22 protein-coding genes and 1 tRNA gene are annotated in these 13,940 nt (G+C 58.9%); 9 read left to right on the forward strand and 14 right to left on the reverse strand.

Annotated features, from left to right (window positions below; all coding sequences use genetic code 11):
- Nucleotides 1-32: 32 nt before the first annotated feature.
- Together FJV80_RS04260 and FJV80_RS04265 are read right to left on the reverse strand one after the other, a co-directional pair.
- Nucleotides 33-452: a hypothetical protein gene (locus FJV80_RS04260; RefSeq protein ID WP_142875622.1), complete on the reverse strand. Its 420-nt coding sequence runs from the start codon at nt 450-452 to the stop codon at nt 33-35.
- Complete coding sequence (locus tag FJV80_RS04265) at nt 436-771, reverse strand: DUF6804 family protein (protein WP_142875623.1); 336 nt, start codon at nt 769-771, stop codon at nt 436-438. The genes FJV80_RS04260 and FJV80_RS04265 overlap by 17 nt, the downstream gene beginning before the upstream one ends.
- A gap of 99 nt (nt 772-870) precedes the next feature.
- Here FJV80_RS04265 and FJV80_RS04270 point away from each other — a divergent pair, with 99 nt between their 5' ends.
- Nucleotides 871-1,896: a DUF2806 domain-containing protein gene (locus tag FJV80_RS04270; RefSeq protein ID WP_185975133.1), complete on the forward strand. Its 1,026-nt coding sequence runs from the start codon at nt 871-873 to the stop codon at nt 1,894-1,896.
- Nucleotides 1,897-2,004: 108 nt separating this feature from the next.
- Here the strand turns inward: FJV80_RS04270 and FJV80_RS04275 are convergent, their stop codons facing one another.
- On the reverse strand, nt 2,005-2,226 hold the full coding sequence (locus FJV80_RS04275; RefSeq protein ID WP_142875625.1) for a hypothetical protein: 222 nt from the start codon (nt 2,224-2,226) through the stop codon (nt 2,005-2,007).
- A 150-nt stretch (nt 2,227-2,376) separates the two neighbouring features.
- Between FJV80_RS04275 and FJV80_RS04280 the strand changes: the two genes are divergently transcribed.
- The 5 genes from FJV80_RS04280 (at nt 2,377) to FJV80_RS04300 (ending at nt 5,905) form a co-directional block, all read left to right on the forward strand.
- Nucleotides 2,377-2,835 (forward strand): hypothetical protein, encoded by a 459-nt coding sequence (locus FJV80_RS04280; RefSeq protein WP_142875626.1) that lies wholly within the window; start codon nt 2,377-2,379, stop codon nt 2,833-2,835.
- A gap of 124 nt (nt 2,836-2,959) precedes the next feature.
- On the forward strand, nt 2,960-3,523 hold the full coding sequence (locus FJV80_RS04285; RefSeq protein WP_142875627.1) for an ATP-binding protein: 564 nt from the start codon (nt 2,960-2,962) through the stop codon (nt 3,521-3,523).
- Between the two features lie 4 nt (nt 3,524-3,527).
- Entirely contained in the window at nt 3,528-4,205 is a 678-nt protein-coding gene (locus FJV80_RS04290; protein ID WP_142875628.1) for a hypothetical protein, read from the forward strand.
- A gap of 556 nt (nt 4,206-4,761) precedes the next feature.
- Entirely contained in the window at nt 4,762-5,247 is a 486-nt protein-coding gene (locus FJV80_RS04295) for a hypothetical protein (protein WP_142875629.1), read from the forward strand.
- An 82-nt stretch (nt 5,248-5,329) separates the two neighbouring features.
- Complete coding sequence (locus tag FJV80_RS04300) at nt 5,330-5,905, forward strand: recombinase family protein (protein WP_185975134.1); 576 nt, start codon at nt 5,330-5,332, stop codon at nt 5,903-5,905.
- Nucleotides 5,906-5,921: 16 nt separating this feature from the next.
- On the opposite strand, the gene FJV80_RS04305 is transcribed toward FJV80_RS04300, so the two are convergent.
- From FJV80_RS04305 to FJV80_RS04345, 9 genes are all read right to left on the reverse strand, one after another.
- Entirely contained in the window at nt 5,922-6,308 is a 387-nt protein-coding gene (locus FJV80_RS04305) for a hypothetical protein (protein WP_142875631.1), read from the reverse strand.
- Nucleotides 6,309-6,374: 66 nt separating this feature from the next.
- On the reverse strand, nt 6,375-6,719 hold the full coding sequence (locus FJV80_RS04310) for a hypothetical protein (RefSeq protein WP_142875632.1): 345 nt from the start codon (nt 6,717-6,719) through the stop codon (nt 6,375-6,377).
- A gap of 211 nt (nt 6,720-6,930) precedes the next feature.
- Entirely contained in the window at nt 6,931-8,346 is a 1,416-nt protein-coding gene (locus FJV80_RS04315) for a VapE domain-containing protein (RefSeq protein WP_246688905.1), read from the reverse strand.
- A complete protein-coding gene (locus FJV80_RS04320) occupies nt 8,346-8,585 on the reverse strand; it encodes a hypothetical protein (protein WP_142875634.1) in 240 nt (79 codons plus the stop codon). Before FJV80_RS04320 ends, FJV80_RS04315 begins: the two co-directional genes overlap by 1 nt.
- Entirely contained in the window at nt 8,585-8,803 is a 219-nt protein-coding gene (locus FJV80_RS04325; RefSeq protein WP_142875635.1) for a hypothetical protein, read from the reverse strand. The genes FJV80_RS04320 and FJV80_RS04325 overlap by 1 nt, the downstream gene beginning before the upstream one ends.
- 110 nt (nt 8,804-8,913) lie before the next feature.
- Nucleotides 8,914-9,237 (reverse strand): hypothetical protein, encoded by a 324-nt coding sequence (locus FJV80_RS04330; protein ID WP_142875636.1) that lies wholly within the window; start codon nt 9,235-9,237, stop codon nt 8,914-8,916.
- A gap of 76 nt (nt 9,238-9,313) precedes the next feature.
- Entirely contained in the window at nt 9,314-9,610 is a 297-nt protein-coding gene (locus tag FJV80_RS04335) for a hypothetical protein (RefSeq protein WP_142875637.1), read from the reverse strand.
- A gap of 12 nt (nt 9,611-9,622) precedes the next feature.
- Nucleotides 9,623-9,823: an AlpA family transcriptional regulator gene (locus FJV80_RS04340; RefSeq protein WP_142875638.1), complete on the reverse strand. Its 201-nt coding sequence runs from the start codon at nt 9,821-9,823 to the stop codon at nt 9,623-9,625.
- 559 nt (nt 9,824-10,382) lie between these two features.
- Nucleotides 10,383-10,472 (reverse strand) — tRNA-Ser (locus tag FJV80_RS04345).
- A 368-nt stretch (nt 10,473-10,840) separates the two neighbouring features.
- On the opposite strand from FJV80_RS04345, the gene FJV80_RS04350 reads away from it, so the two are divergent.
- The 3 genes from FJV80_RS04350 to FJV80_RS04360 all read left to right on the forward strand — a co-directional run bounded on the left by FJV80_RS04350 (nt 10,841) and on the right by FJV80_RS04360 (nt 13,223).
- A complete protein-coding gene (locus FJV80_RS04350) occupies nt 10,841-11,557 on the forward strand; it encodes a hypothetical protein (protein WP_246688895.1) in 717 nt (238 codons plus the stop codon).
- Nucleotides 11,558-11,691: 134 nt separating this feature from the next.
- Complete coding sequence (locus FJV80_RS04355) at nt 11,692-12,015, forward strand: hypothetical protein (protein WP_095772521.1); 324 nt, start codon at nt 11,692-11,694, stop codon at nt 12,013-12,015.
- A 218-nt stretch (nt 12,016-12,233) separates the two neighbouring features.
- The gene (locus FJV80_RS04360) at nt 12,234-13,223 is read left to right on the forward strand and encodes a BMP family ABC transporter substrate-binding protein (RefSeq protein ID WP_095772520.1); all 990 of its coding nucleotides are present in this window, start codon (nt 12,234-12,236) and stop codon (nt 13,221-13,223) included.
- A 56-nt stretch (nt 13,224-13,279) separates the two neighbouring features.
- Here FJV80_RS04360 and FJV80_RS04365 read toward each other — a convergent pair whose 3' ends face one another.
- Both FJV80_RS04365 and FJV80_RS04370 read right to left on the reverse strand, forming a co-directional pair.
- Nucleotides 13,280-13,678, reverse strand: coding sequence for a hypothetical protein (locus FJV80_RS04365; RefSeq protein WP_095772519.1), 399 nt, complete (start codon nt 13,676-13,678; stop codon nt 13,280-13,282).
- Between the two features lie 22 nt (nt 13,679-13,700).
- Nucleotides 13,701-13,910: a SlyX family protein gene (locus FJV80_RS04370; RefSeq protein ID WP_095772518.1), complete on the reverse strand. Its 210-nt coding sequence runs from the start codon at nt 13,908-13,910 to the stop codon at nt 13,701-13,703.
- Nucleotides 13,911-13,940: the final 30 nt, after the last annotated feature.

The following is a 13,940-nucleotide window of genomic DNA, read 5'->3' on the forward strand; positions in this document are numbered from 1 at the left end:
TCCCCTCTTATTAGGACGATCTTGCGCCAGCGCTAAAGCGCCTCATTCTTCCAGAAGTAGACGAATGCAGTGATGATGCCGGCAGCCAGCTGGCCCAGGCTATTAATCTGGTTGAGTTGCATCGGCACGAGAAACAACTCAGCAGCCAACGCTGCCGCAGCAAGTGCCGCGAACATGATGAAAACCGCCTTGCCTGAATATCCGCGCAAGACGGTGTCGCAAGCCTTTCTTGCTGCCGTCATTCCGATGACAGATCCGATGACCATTGCGAAAAAAGCGATGATGCCTGGGCGAACAACAGTCAGCAGAGTCTGGACGAAATAAATGGCCATGCCTGCGACTGTGGCGACGACCATATAGACCACGAAGGCTAGCACCATCGCCACTAAAGTCTGCAACAAAAGTGAGCCCTTGGAGGTTTGTATAGCTTCCATTTCAACCCCGCGCTTCATTTACTCGATATGCCGTGAACCCGAATAGGCCGGCCGCACCAAGATTGAAGATCGCCCAAATTTCCCTCGGCAAATGAATGGGAAGGAATGGATTAAAGATCAGCGCTGCCGCGAATAGCGCCCATGCGAGGCGTTGATTTTCAGCGCCAGTCGAGCGGACGAAAATCCCGCAATATATGCCGGCGAAAAAGACGATGATCCTGAGCAATTGGTAGTAGCCGTATGGCCACGGCAACACGGCCAAGAGCGACAGAACGACCACGGAAATACAGACCAAGCGAAACATGCCGGTTCGCGTCGACAACATCGTTTTCAGCAAGGGGCCCCCTCCCGACTCATATTTGTAACAACACCTTATTGAAAGGCGCCTAACCACTCCACTATGCTCAGCGTGAAATCTGGGGATGGGATGGGGACTATGACCGAAAAGAAAGATGAGGGTCGGCTCGACATTTCTTTCGAATTCACCGATCGAGGTGTGACAGGTTCCACCAATCTTCGAACCGTCTCAGTATTTGACCGCCTAATAGGCGCTATCTTTGGACATTGGACCCCCGACTTGGAACGCAAGCCTGTGTTGACGGAGGCCGTCACCGAAGGCCAGCGGCGGTTGATCGAAGCGGCGGTAAATGCGGGTGTCGAAGATATCGAAAAGAAGGGCATGTCAGCAGGTGAAGCCGCTCGGCTCCTGGCGCAGCTTGATCCGAAGGCGCGAAACGTTGCCCATGTTGCGCTCGAGGCTTTCGAAGAACTGACCTCTCCGATCCCTGCAATTGAGGACCATACCGGTCAAAAAATTGAACATGATACCATTGCCAACTTAGAGGACGATTGGCTGAACTTTTTCGAGGACTACGCCGAGAAAGCCAGCAGCGAGAATATGCGCAAGCTTTGGGGGCGCATCCTTGCGGGAGAAATTAGAAAGCCGGGGGCGTTCTCACTACGAACGCTACGGATAGCGTCGGAGCTTGATCGTCCAACCGTTTCTCTGTTCCAAGAGTTCGCAGCGCGTCGATTGGGTGGGACGATGTTAAGCAGCGAAGTTGCAGTGGATGCGAACATTTTGAAGCTGGCCAAGCCGATGCCTAGAGTTGATGAACTAGATGCGGCGGGACTTGTTGATTCAGCAGGAGGGATGGGGGTCTCGAAGAAACTTAAACGAACCGATGACAACTCACTCTCGGGTCAGAGAGTCGAGGAAAAATTTGTTGTGTTCCATATCAAACCAGGCCACGAAATTCAGCTTCAGGGGTACAACCTGACTAGGGCCGGAATTGAGCTTGCCTCTTTTCTGCCCGTTGACGAGCAGGCCACGATTGCCAACTTGGTTATGCAAGCCAAAAAGGATTGTGATCTTATTACCTTGCATGAAATGGTAAAGCTTAGTGATGGCAGAGAGGAGATGTCTGAAAATCCGATCGCTACACTTTATGATGCCTCTTGATCGAAATTCTTACACGCTGCCCTGAGAAGGGCTTTCCTCGTCCGGCGAGGTGTCTGCGATATGGTCGGGCCGCGCTTTGCAGTTCCATCACGAATCAATAGCGGGAAATCAATCACGCTCCTCGGGCAGGCTGTCGAAATGACCAATCGACCTGCCGTCCTTGTCTTTGATGTCGCCCATCTCTTCGCCGCGCTCAAGACGATCCGCAACCTCACGCAATGACAAGACGGTCTGCGCTAGGCACTCTTCCATCAGGGGGCGCTCGATGTTGATCTCGACAGTGAGCGAGATGGCATGTCCCTCGACTTCCCACTCTTCAGGCGCAGCCATTGCTCCCCTCCAGCGACGTTGATCTGCACAGTGAACGAAATGGGAACAAAAATGTCAAGCTGCCATTGACCGGCTAGGAATTTGTTCCCTATTCAGATGCATCGGAGGACGGGATGGAAGGGACGGGCGTCTCAGCTCGACGGCGAAGCTATGGCAAAAACTCCCGAGGACAATTTCCGGATTGAAGTGTGGGACCGAGACGAGTCGTCGCTTGTCGAAACCATATCTCGCTCTCCTGATTTCGTCGTGTCTCATGCGGGATGGCAGGCCGCAATTCGGCGTAGGCCGGGCAAGCTGCTAGTCCATCGCAATGCCAACCACACGATGGAAAAGCTGCTCACGCCGGGAGAGCCGACCGTCCCGCCCGAGACCATTGTGGACGGCAGCATTCACGCCGGCCTGGCCGTGGCGCTTGGCGATCTGCGGAACTGGCACGCCCTTCGCGCCTGGTGCAAAAACTGCTCACATCATGCCCAGGTGAAGCCCGAGGCGCTTATCCGACGGTATGGGAAGGGGGCGCTTTTCAGCTCCGTGGAGCGGGCGCTGTTTTGCACAAGCTGCAACCGAGGCGGGCCGGTGCGGTTGGAGATTTTGTCGATGCAGAGGTAGAGGGCTTGTCGCGCTCAGGGTCGGAAGGCGCATCATGCGAAATGAATAGACAGAAGTACTTGTGGCAATTCGCTCTTGACGGAACTGGACCAATAAACCCAATAGGGGTTGGGAGGGCGGCGGCATGACTGCGGAAGAACTCGAAGCGCTGCTTGCGGGTGCTGAGGAAACGGATCGGCTCGAATTCAAGGGGCCGATGTCTTGGCACAAGCATACACTGGCCAAGGACATACTTGCTTTGGCCAACGTCCAAGATGGCGGGACCATCGTCATTGGCATTGAAGACGAGACACTGGTGCGTCAGGGAGTTACGGTCGAGCAGTCGGATACCTATGTTGCTGATCATATGCGCGACCAGATTGCAGAATATGCGGACCCGGAAGTCAGGTTCTCGGTGCGCAAGCCAACTGATCACAATGGCCTCCGGTATGTCGTTATCCAGGTGGCGTCGTTCGAGACCTTACCGGTGATCTGCAAAAAAGACGGCCCAGATGTTGAAAAGGGCTCGGTCTACTTCCGCAGTCCCGCCGCCAAACCTCAAAGCGCCCGGATTTCAAACTCCACGGATATGCGGCGCGTAGTTGAGCGCTCAGTGGCAAAGAGATGGGCGGAGCTGCAACAGATAGGTTTGGCAGCCGCCCCTGCTGGGCCTGCACATGACTATGACCAAGAGCTCGGGGGGCTTTAGAGGAATGGACGCGGCCCTGCTGGAAGACATCAAAGGGGCGGGATATTGGCGGGTTAATCTCCGACCACTTTCCGTACTTGGCGAAAAGCTCTCCATTCAAAAGTGCCGAGACACTGTTTCGGCCAGCAGTGTCCAACTGCGAGGGTGGGATTACCCGCACATACAACACGGAAACGATCAATACGGCGGCGTCGAAAACGGCGATGGCTTTTTCGAATCGTGGACAAGCTTTTTGAATCATCGCGAGTTCTGGCGGATGTACCAGAGTGGGCAATTCCTTCACTATGCTTCAATGTGGGAGGATCGAGATGACTCTGTCGATACCGCGCGACCATTCCTCTCCATCGTGGGTACAATCTATCTCTTCACCGAGATCGTCGAATTCACTAGCCGATTGGCTAACGGACTGCAATTCAAGGACGGCTTTGCGATTTCGATTGAGGCGCACCACACTCGTACTAGGCGGCTTTGGGTCGGGCCAAATCGAATGCCGTTTTTTGCGCCAAAAACAACTGCTGCCGAAAATGTGGCAGTTAATGCTAAAATGACGGTAGATGGAGCTCAGAGCTCGCAGCAAGTTGCACTGGCCATGTGCAAAGAATTCTTTGACCGATTTGGTTGGAACCCGGCGGACGACCAAATTCAAGCGGATCAAATCCGGCTGTTAAAACAACAGTTTTAGCCTCCGCATCATCCAATCAGTGCCCCCCGAGAACGGAGGCGGCTGAACACGGCGCGCCATAAATTTTGCACAAAATTTGCGAGGGTCCATGTTGTGGGGGACCCCGCCGCCGGCACCAGCGAAAGCCACCCCCGCCACTCGCTCATAAAGAGGGGGTGGGGGTCGAGTTCAAAAGCCGTATGCATTCATTCGCCCGCATTGGCCGCGTGGTGGGCGTGGGCATTGCCCCGGTCGGATGGGTCGGGCGATGGCATGACCGCGTCCACGGCCCGCCCACGGCCACGGCGCACACGGTCGCCCGACACGTCATCCACCACGATCCGCGCCACGCCCCAAGAGCCATATCCCAGGCCTCCGCACCGTTCAAAAAACCCCTCCGGAATGACCCGTCCGCGAGCCCCCATTTCCGGGCGTTTCCGCAGCCCAATTTTGTGTTCAAAAACCATTTGTTTTTCGCACATTAACGCTTGACTGCCGTGCATAGCAGAGCGAAATTTTTCAAATAAGTTCAGTTACTTAACGCGGTTCAGCCGCACCAACCAAAGGAGATACACCTATGCAAGTCACGCGCACTTTTTCGCATCGCGAGTTCGGCAATCTGGGCGAGGCCACCCTGGCCGTGGAAAAGGGCAAATGGATGCTCGACGGACAGGCTCTTCCCGACACTTCGGTTGAGTACCTCATGGGCTTTGCCCTCCAATCCCTGCAGGACGCATACGCGGGCGCGAAGAATCAGGAAGCCGCCGGCGCTGCTTTTGACGCCAAGCGCAAACGGCTGATTGAGGGCGTGATCGGGCGTCAGTCGGGACAGGCCGAGGAGCCGCATGTTCGCTTCATCCGCCAGATGGTCCGTAACGCTCTAAGCCCCGACAACAAAGCGCGCTATGAGACCACCGACGCGAAGGAGCGGAACAAGTTCCTCATGGGGCTTTTCGGTGGCCTCGCCCCGGCGAAGCGTGACCGTCTCGACGCCCAAGCCCGGACTGCCTACGAGGCATCGCTCGCCGCGAAGGCCGCGACCGAGTTTGAACTGACCATCTAAAGCAAATTGCTAACGTTCTGCTGGGCGGCTCGCGCAAGCGCGCCGTCTAGTTGAACGCTAGGCCATCGAAAGGGCGAACGCGATGCGCGCCGCACTCTACCTCCGAGTATCCACCGACCAGCAAACCACCGACCGCCAAGAGCGAGAACTCCGCGAGGTGGCCGAGCGCACGGGCTGGACCATTGTCGACGTCTATCGCGACCACGGCGTTAGCGGAGCCAAGGGACGGGATAAGCGTCCCGCCTTCGATGCGCTTTGCAAAGACGCGGCACGCCGTCGCTTTGATGTCGTGATGGCGTGGAGCGTGGACCGTCTAGGGCGATCCCTGCAGGGCCTCGTCGCCTTCCTTTCCGATCTCCACGCCCTTCGCGTCGATCTATTCCTGCACCAGCAGGGCATCGACACCACTACCCCGGCGGGCAAGGCCATGTTTCAGATGATGGGCGTGTTCGCGGAGTTCGAACGCGCTATGATCAGCGAGCGCGTCAAATCGGGGCTCAATATGGCGCGAGCGAAAGGCAAGAAGCTGGGTCGGCCTCGCGTTGCCAAGGCTACGGAAGAGGCGATTGCCCACGACGAGGGCACCGTCCGGGCGATTGCGGCTAAGCACAGGGTTAGCGTCGGCACTGTGCATCGGATCAAGGCGGGATCGGCCTAGCGCGCGCGACCGCGCCTCATTGGGCGCTCTCCAAATGAATGACCTTGCTGCGACGATACGCAACCGCGCTGACCCAGGCGATCACCCAAATCACAGCGCACCCGAAAAAGGCAACTGATGCTGGAATTTGAGAGAGGAGCCAGTGAAGCCCCAGCCAACTTTGTGGCGCCCCGGCCCATTGCGAAACTATCCAGTCGTAGTCGATCCGGCTGATCATCTCTGTAAGGGAGAGGGCAACCCATTTCGCCGACCGCAGAAACACGAATAGTTGGGCACCGAGGACCACCAGACCATAGAACACTAAGGCACCAACTCCGACGTACTGGAGATAGTAAAGGTAAGACAGTATGGAAGGAGTCGCCGCTTTGATTTCAGCTTTAATGAATGACCAATACGAATTCATGAAATACCCCCGCCCCAATTGAGGCAGGATGAGATATTTGCAGACCTATCGCAAGTATGCGATTGGCTAATTCATTGCCTTCCGCTTCGCTTCCGCCTTCACCCTCGCCTCTTCCAGCCGCTTGCCCAGCCCCTCCATCGGGTCCGCGCCCCTCGTCGTTCCGGGCGACACGCGGCGAGCCTCGACCTTGCGAATTAGCTTCAAGGCTTCCAGTTGGAGGCCGACATCGGCCTTCGGGTCTTGAGCCACTCCCATCAGAAATTGGTAGGTTAGGTCAAAGACCTCGGGCGGAGCCTCATACTCAATAATCGCCTTGGCCGCTTCGATCGATCGCTCGACAGGCACATCTGGCGAGGTCATGATGTCTAGCAGCTTACGCAGGGCGGGGCTGATGATTTCAGGGTCGGTCATTTCTTCCTCGTTGTCAGTCAGCTGCCCGCCAAAGCAGTAGATGCGGTAGCGACCGGTAGCGGCTTAAATGGTTGTATTTGAATGACTTCTACCGGTTCTACCGGTTCTACCGGTCCAATTTGATAATCGGATAGAATGTGATCCGGGGGAAAAGTCTATAGACGCTACCGGTAGCACCGGTAACACCGGTAGCGCATGGCCGAGAGCCATATCATCCGCTCACTTTCAAAGGCGCTTTCCAGTAGCCCTTAACGTTAGCGCCATTGATGCGGAGGACCTTCGGCCCGCTCCAGCCTAGCTTGCGCATGCAATCACCCAGGCGCCGATAGTCGCCCATCCGAGCATGACGCATCTCGAGGCCCATGATTTTCTCGAAGACCGTCACGGTCGAAATCCGCAGTTCGCCTTCCACAACCTTCGAAAGGGCGGGCAAGGCGCTCAAAAGCACATCCTCCCAAGGATCGCCTGTCACCCTTTCCGCCTGCCTTTCCGCTGCCGCTGCCCACAGCCCTTGCGGGATCGAGATCGGGTCGGGTGCATCTCGTTCTGCCTCCGCGGCCTCAGCCCAAAGCTGGGGCATGTCGGCCTCCAGTCCCTTCAGATCGATCTTGCCCACGGCCACCGGCCACCACCTTCGATTGCCCGTCGTGTCGCGCAGATACTGCGCATCGTTAGTTGTGCCGATGAAGATGCATCCTCGGGGCATTTCCTTCACTGAGCGCTCAAACGCCCCTCGCGCCCTGTCGTGGGTTTTCGTTATAAACTGCTTCACCCGGCTGACTTCTGCGCGACTAAGCCCGGCCAGTTCAGGCAACTCGACTATCCATCGGCCCTGTAGGAGTTCCTGTTGTTCCTTGTAGCTCACTCCAATGGCGATTTCGTCGCTGAAGAAGTCCTCACCCCCCGCCATGATCTTCAGCGCGGTCGATTTCCCTCGGCCTTGCGGTCCCTCCAGCACCAGCACGTAGTCGAACTTACAGCCCGGTCGCCGCGCCCTCCGAACGCCTGCGATCAAAACCGCTCGCCCGAATGCCCGGTTTAGTTCGTTGTCTTCCGCGCCCATGTACACGCTCAACCAAGTGTCGATCCTCGACACCCCGTCCCACGGCTGCGCCTCAATCCAATCAAGCACCGGATTGAACGAGTTTTCCTGGGCAAGGAGACGGATCGCATCCCGCGTGTATGTCGGCTCAGGATCGAACCCGAGCGCCTGGATCACCGCTCTCCGCACATGCAGCACAATGTCGTCCATTGTCACCCCGAGCCGGCCTTCCACGCCCTCGCAGATGACCTTCTGCCGGAACTCGTCATACCGAAACACGACCCCGAGTTTCCGAACCGCCATCACCGCATTGTCCAACGAAGCGACGATACCTGAGGGATTGCGGACCCGGCTTAGTCCCGAGGTAGTATCCGTGTTCGTGGGCGCTGGAGCCGCAGACGCTTCTTGCTTGCGCGTCAGCTGATCGGCAAACTTCTTCACGAGAGTTCCGATGCCACTGGCCGGCATGTCCTGCTCGCGCCGAAATGCCTCCCACTCCAGCTCCACTGCCGCCGGAAGCTCCGCGATATCTTCTGACGTGATCGGCCCGACCACTTCGAACTCGAATGCGTCTGACACCCTCATCACCTCGCGCACTGGCGCAATCTCCTCTTTTCCATCTCCAGCATCACCTCTAAACCCCGCAGCAGCAGTTCCCGCGCCCGGGCGGTCTTCGGCAAGGGAATGGTTTCGACCAATTCCAATGCCTCGAAAATCGGTTCAAAGGCCGCCACAAATGCCGGACTGGCGACCTGATCATCCTCGGTCCCAATCCGCCCCTTCTGCACCCGCCGACGCTCTTCCAGTGAAATGACCACGCCCATCACCGCCCCCCTTCGTCACGACGAAGCAGCCGCCGCTTTTCCTCGCGGGCAATAGCGGTCAGCAATTCGGCATGGACGGTGAGCAGCCGCTTGGCCCCTTCGGGGCTCATGATATCGTCAATTGTGCGGGTGGCCGCATGGACCTCCCGCGCCGCCTCCGTGAGTTTGTCCAGGTGCCGCACAGGCACCCCCGCTCTGCTCAATTTAAGTGAGCCCATTTCCGTCTCCTTCAGGTCGCCAGCACGATGTACAGAATCACCATTGCCGAGAGGGCGAGGGCTGCGAGCGCAGGAAGAGTCCCTCGCAGACCCCCGCACCTTTCGGCATGTCAAAGCGGTTCAAGCGAAGCTGTCTCATCGAAGAACCCGCGCCGCCGCAGTTCCGCCTCGGCCAGCGCCCTTGTGCGTGCTTCCTGAGCAAGCAATTCGGGAGTGGGTTCAATCCCCATGATCCTCATCGTTTCGTTGATGGCCCGACAGGCTCCGAACAAAACGCTCGTCGGAGCGTCCTTCGGGGGCTCGATCTCGGCCAGCCAAGCAGCGTGGTGCTTGACGAAAAGCAGACGGAATGCGGCTTCCACCTCGACCCATCCGGCTGACAGCCACATCAGCGCCATCATCACCGCCAGCGTGTCGTCGGACGCGGCGATCACTTGGCCCGCCAAGTTGCCCTCTGGGACGCGAAGCCCGGCGAGAATGTGCCGAGCTTCTGCCTCCGTGCTCCGCCGCTTAGCCTTCCGCATAGCCGTTCGCCTTCAGGAAGACGGGGAGGAGGTAGGCCGCCACCAGCGGATACGAGCGTACCATGATGGCAAAATCTTCTGGTGCGCCCGGCGCAAGCGTCAGAACCTCCGTCGCGATCCGCTCCGCTTCTGTCTGTCGCAGCTGATCGGCTGCATGCATCGCGATTAGGTCGCTTCGATATGCCTCGCCCGCAATCGGCATCATGCCACCGTCCTTCGGCTTGCCCTGGGCATAATAGGGGTCCCCCTGCGTGAGGATGGTGTGAGAGTTTTTGTCAGCCATTGTCATATCTCCTTAAGCTGCTGCCTTGGCGCGCTTGGCCAGGCATTGCTCCTGCCAAAGTGCTATTTCCGTTGCGTCCCAGCCGACCGTCCTAGGACCGAGCGGCACCGACTTAGGGAACGTTCCAGCTTTCATCATCTCGTAGATCGTTGATCGACCAAGACCAGTTAACCTGGATACTTCCTTTCGCCTGATGAATATTGTATTATCCATTCTGATTACTCCTCTTTCAAAGCAATGGTCCAATAACGGCAATGATGCCGGGGACGGCCGCCGCAGTCAATATGTTCCGGATCGCGATACGATCGAATTTATTAAACAAAATCAATGGCTTAAAAAACTAAATCATAACCATACTTTGATGCTGTGATGCAAAGATATACTTGGGCGAACCTTGGGGATCAGATTGGGGACAACCAGCCTCGCGTGCGAAGCGCGCGGGCAGTGAGGGGGACCAAATGGCAACCGCAACTGGAAGCATTTCTTGCGCCCGTGCGATGAGTCATAGCTCAGTTCCTGGCCACATCGATTGTCGGGCAAGGGGTCGATCGTATGGCTTTTGCGCGGCACGCAATGGCCATACTTGAAAACTGGGTGGCGCCGGTCCTGCTACAGTCGCATGGCTAACAGTTCGGAAGGGGAGTCTCTGCGTCGCCACAGACGATTTGCGGACGGATGAAACGAGGAAAATAATCCTATCGTGGGTAGAAAAGTTGATAGATATCGACGCGTTTCAATAAAGCCAATAAAATCAATATGTTAGTACGAAAAATGGCGGAGAGAGCGGGATTCGAACCCGCGTTACGGTCTCCCGTAAACACACTTTCCAGGCGTGCGCCTTCAACCACTCGGCCACCTCTCCGTCCGTGCCTTCGCGCCGGCCGGTTTCGCCGCGCGGGTTGGGGAGATGCATCTCCTTGGGGCCGCGGCGCGGAATGTCCGCGCCATGGATGCCGCCCAACCAGCGGACATCCTTCCCCGGCACCTGAGCCGTCGAAGCAACAGGCGCGGGGCTCATCTAGTCGATCCCGCGCCGAATGCCAAGCCATAACGGCACTCTATTCGCTTTGCCGGCCACATGGCGGTTCGCGGGGCCGCCCTCGCACCGGTTTCCGCCGGCGCCGGCGCCGAATGATGTGCACAGGCAAGGCCATAAGACCCGCCGCGCTTGACTTCGCCGCCGGCCACCTGTCGAGTGAGGCAGAGGCTTTGCGGGGGCATCGTCCGGACATGACATCGAGCAGCGAACAACCGAGTGGGCAGGCGCCGGCCGGCCGCCCGGGTGGCGACCTTTTTTACGTCCCGGTGGGCTGGCTCATCTTCGTCATGGCGTGGTCGGTCTATGGCCTGGCCTCGGCATGGTGGCTGGTCGGCAATTCCGGCCTGCCCGACAAGATCTTCTATTTCCTCGTTGGCGGGCTCGTCGCCAATGTCATCACCATCCTGTGGGGGCTTTACCTGCTCGGCCTCGCCTTTGGCCGTTCAGGGCGTTTCCCCCGCCATTTCACCATCTGGCAGATCGCCACCATCGTCTGGGTGCTGGCGAGACAGGCCTATGTGCTGACCGTGCCGGAATTCGTCTTCTCCGCCAGGAGCCTCGGCATCACCGCCATCGAGATCGGCATCGGCCTGCTTTGCATCTACCTGTTGCGCCCCGGCTCGGGCGCCGGGACCGTCTACGCCAGGCCGCAAACCGAAGCGCCGCCGGTCTTCGTTTCCATCATCGCCGCCTTGCTCGGCATCATTCTGGGCGCCGTCATCGGTGCCCTTGTCGGCTTCTTCGCCGGCTCGGTGATCGCCGATGTCGCCCAGGTGAGCTGCTTCGAGGGTGGCTGCGGCTATTTCGCCGCCTTCATCGGCCTGGCCGGGCTGGTGGTCGGCGCCATTGGCGGCGGCATTCTCGCCGTCTGGCTCGTCCATCGGCGCAGGCGCAAGCCTGTGGCATAGGGACAGAAAAGCGCGGGCCTTCAAATTCGCGTATCGCGGTTGCGGGCGGGCCAGACAAATTCTATTTCTCGTTTCGGGACACGTGCCGGAGATCCCTTGGGAAAGCATCCAGGATCGGCCGGGGGAGAACCTGGATGTTTCGCTTCATTTTCCGCCTTGCCGCGATGGTCGCGCTGTCGGTCTCCGTCATCATGGCGGTGCTCGACACGACGCGCACGGTGGCGGCTTCGGCGCTTGTGCTGACCCCGCTCAATGCCAGCTGGCTGGCGGTGTCGCCGGAAACGCGGGCGGCCTTCGAAACCTTCGTCCGCGCCAAGGCCAGCCCGCTTTTGTGGGATGGCGCCATCGCCTGGGTGCTCGACCAGCCGGGATTTGCCGTGTTCGCGGTGCTGGCCTTCCTGCTCTACGCCATCGGCTACAGGCGCCAGCGGCGCACCGGCCAATTCGCCGCCAACTGATCGGCAAAGGTTCGCCAGGCAAGATCGAGCTGCGGCGCGGCCTGCCCCGGCACGCTTTTCCAAAAGGTCAAAATTCCGCGTGAATTTTGTTTCGGGCCGTGCCAGATTGCCGCCGAGCGGGAGGGGAATACACTCCTGGCTGACGTCGCATGCCGGCCGCAGAACCGGGCAGGCAGGCGGGGCGTAACGGAAAAAATAACCGACAGGGTGTGGATCACATGAAACGTATCGTTCTCGGCCTCCTGGCCGCAACCGCAATGGTTCTTCCGGCTTTCGCCGCGGATGTCCAGCCGGCCATCCTCTATGATCTGGGCGGCAAGTTCGACAAATCCTTCAACGAGGCTGCCTTCCATGGCGCCGAGAAGTTCAAGACCGAGACCGGCACGCCCTATGTCGAGTTCGAAGTGTCCAACGCCTCGCAGCGCGAGCAGGCGCTGCGCCGCTTCGCCGAGGACGGCCACAACCCGATCGTCATGGCGGGCTTTGCCTGGGAAGATGCGCTGAAAGCGGTCGCGAAAGATTATCCCGACCTCAACTTCGCCATCATCGACGATGCCGTCGATATGCCCAATGTCCGCTCGCTGGTGTTCAAGGAAAACGAGGGTTCCTATCTCGTCGGCATCATGGCGGCGATGGCCTCGAAGACCAAGAAGGTTGCCTTTATCGGTGGCATGGACATCCCGCTGATCCGCAAGTTCGAATGCGGCTATGTCGGCGGCGCCAAGTCGGCCGGCGCTACCGACGTCATTCAGAACATGACCGGCGACACCCCGGCCGCCTGGAACGATCCGGCCAAGGGCGGCGAGATCGCCAAGACGCAGATCGACCAGGGCGCCGACGTGGTCTACGCCGCGGCCGGCGGCACCGGCGTCGGCGTGCTGCAGGCGGCGGCTGATGCCGGCAAGCTCGGCATCGGCGTCGATTCCAACCAGAACGGCCTGCAGCCCGGCAAGGTGCTGACCTCGATGATGAAGCGCGTCGACATTGCCGTCTACACCGCCTTCATGGATGGCAAGAACGGCACCTTCAAGGGTGGCGTCGAGAATCTCGGCCTCAAGGAAGGCGGCGTCGACTACGCCATGGACGACAACAACAAGGCGCTGGTGACGGACGAGATGAAGGCGGCGGTCGAGAAGGCCAAGGCCGACATCATCTCCGGCAAGATCCAGGTGCACGACTACACGGCAGACAACGCCTGCCCTTATTGATCGGCAGAGACTGATTTGCGAACCGCCGGGTGAAAGCCCGGCGGTTCTGCGTCGGCCTATAGTTTTCCGACGAAATAGCCGAGCGCGAAGACCACTATCAGCACGACGGCGACGACAAATCCGCGCCGGCCGCCAAGCGAATGCACGCCAACGCCGTATGGTGACCGGGACAGGCTTCGGATCACCGTCTGCGGTTTGGCATCATTGCCGAGCCCAACGCTGCGCATCTGTGGCAATTCGGCGAGGCGTTGCGTCACCAGCGTCCAATGATTGGCAGGCAAGGCAGGCTTTTCGGCACGATCAAACACATGCATGCGTTCGGCAAGCTGCAGCACGGCGTCGCGGAAGGCAGGGTCTATCTCCAGATCGCGCTCGGCCCGTTCGCGATCGGTATCGTTCATCAGGCCGAGCACGTAGTCGCCGGCTCGCGCGATACGATCCCTTTCACCGACCATGGCTTGTTCCCTCCCCTCGTCCTCACCAATGCGGCGGCTTGGTCACCGGCACGTCGGGCGCCGCCTGCTCCTCCAGTGCCAGGAAGCGATCGGTCAGCGCGTCGAGCTTGCGCTGCATGCGCTCGATCACCGTCCACTGCTCGGCGATCTGTCCCGACAGTTCCTCGATGGTCCTTTCCTGCTCGGCGGCGCGGATTTCCAGCGTCGTCAGCCGGTCGGCGGGCATGTTCATTCGCAGTCCCTGATCTTGCACCACAATGCC

It is taken from the genome of Mesorhizobium sp. WSM4310 (genome assembly GCF_007003935.1).
In the GTDB taxonomy this organism is placed as follows: Bacteria; Pseudomonadota; Alphaproteobacteria; order Rhizobiales; family Rhizobiaceae; genus Mesorhizobium.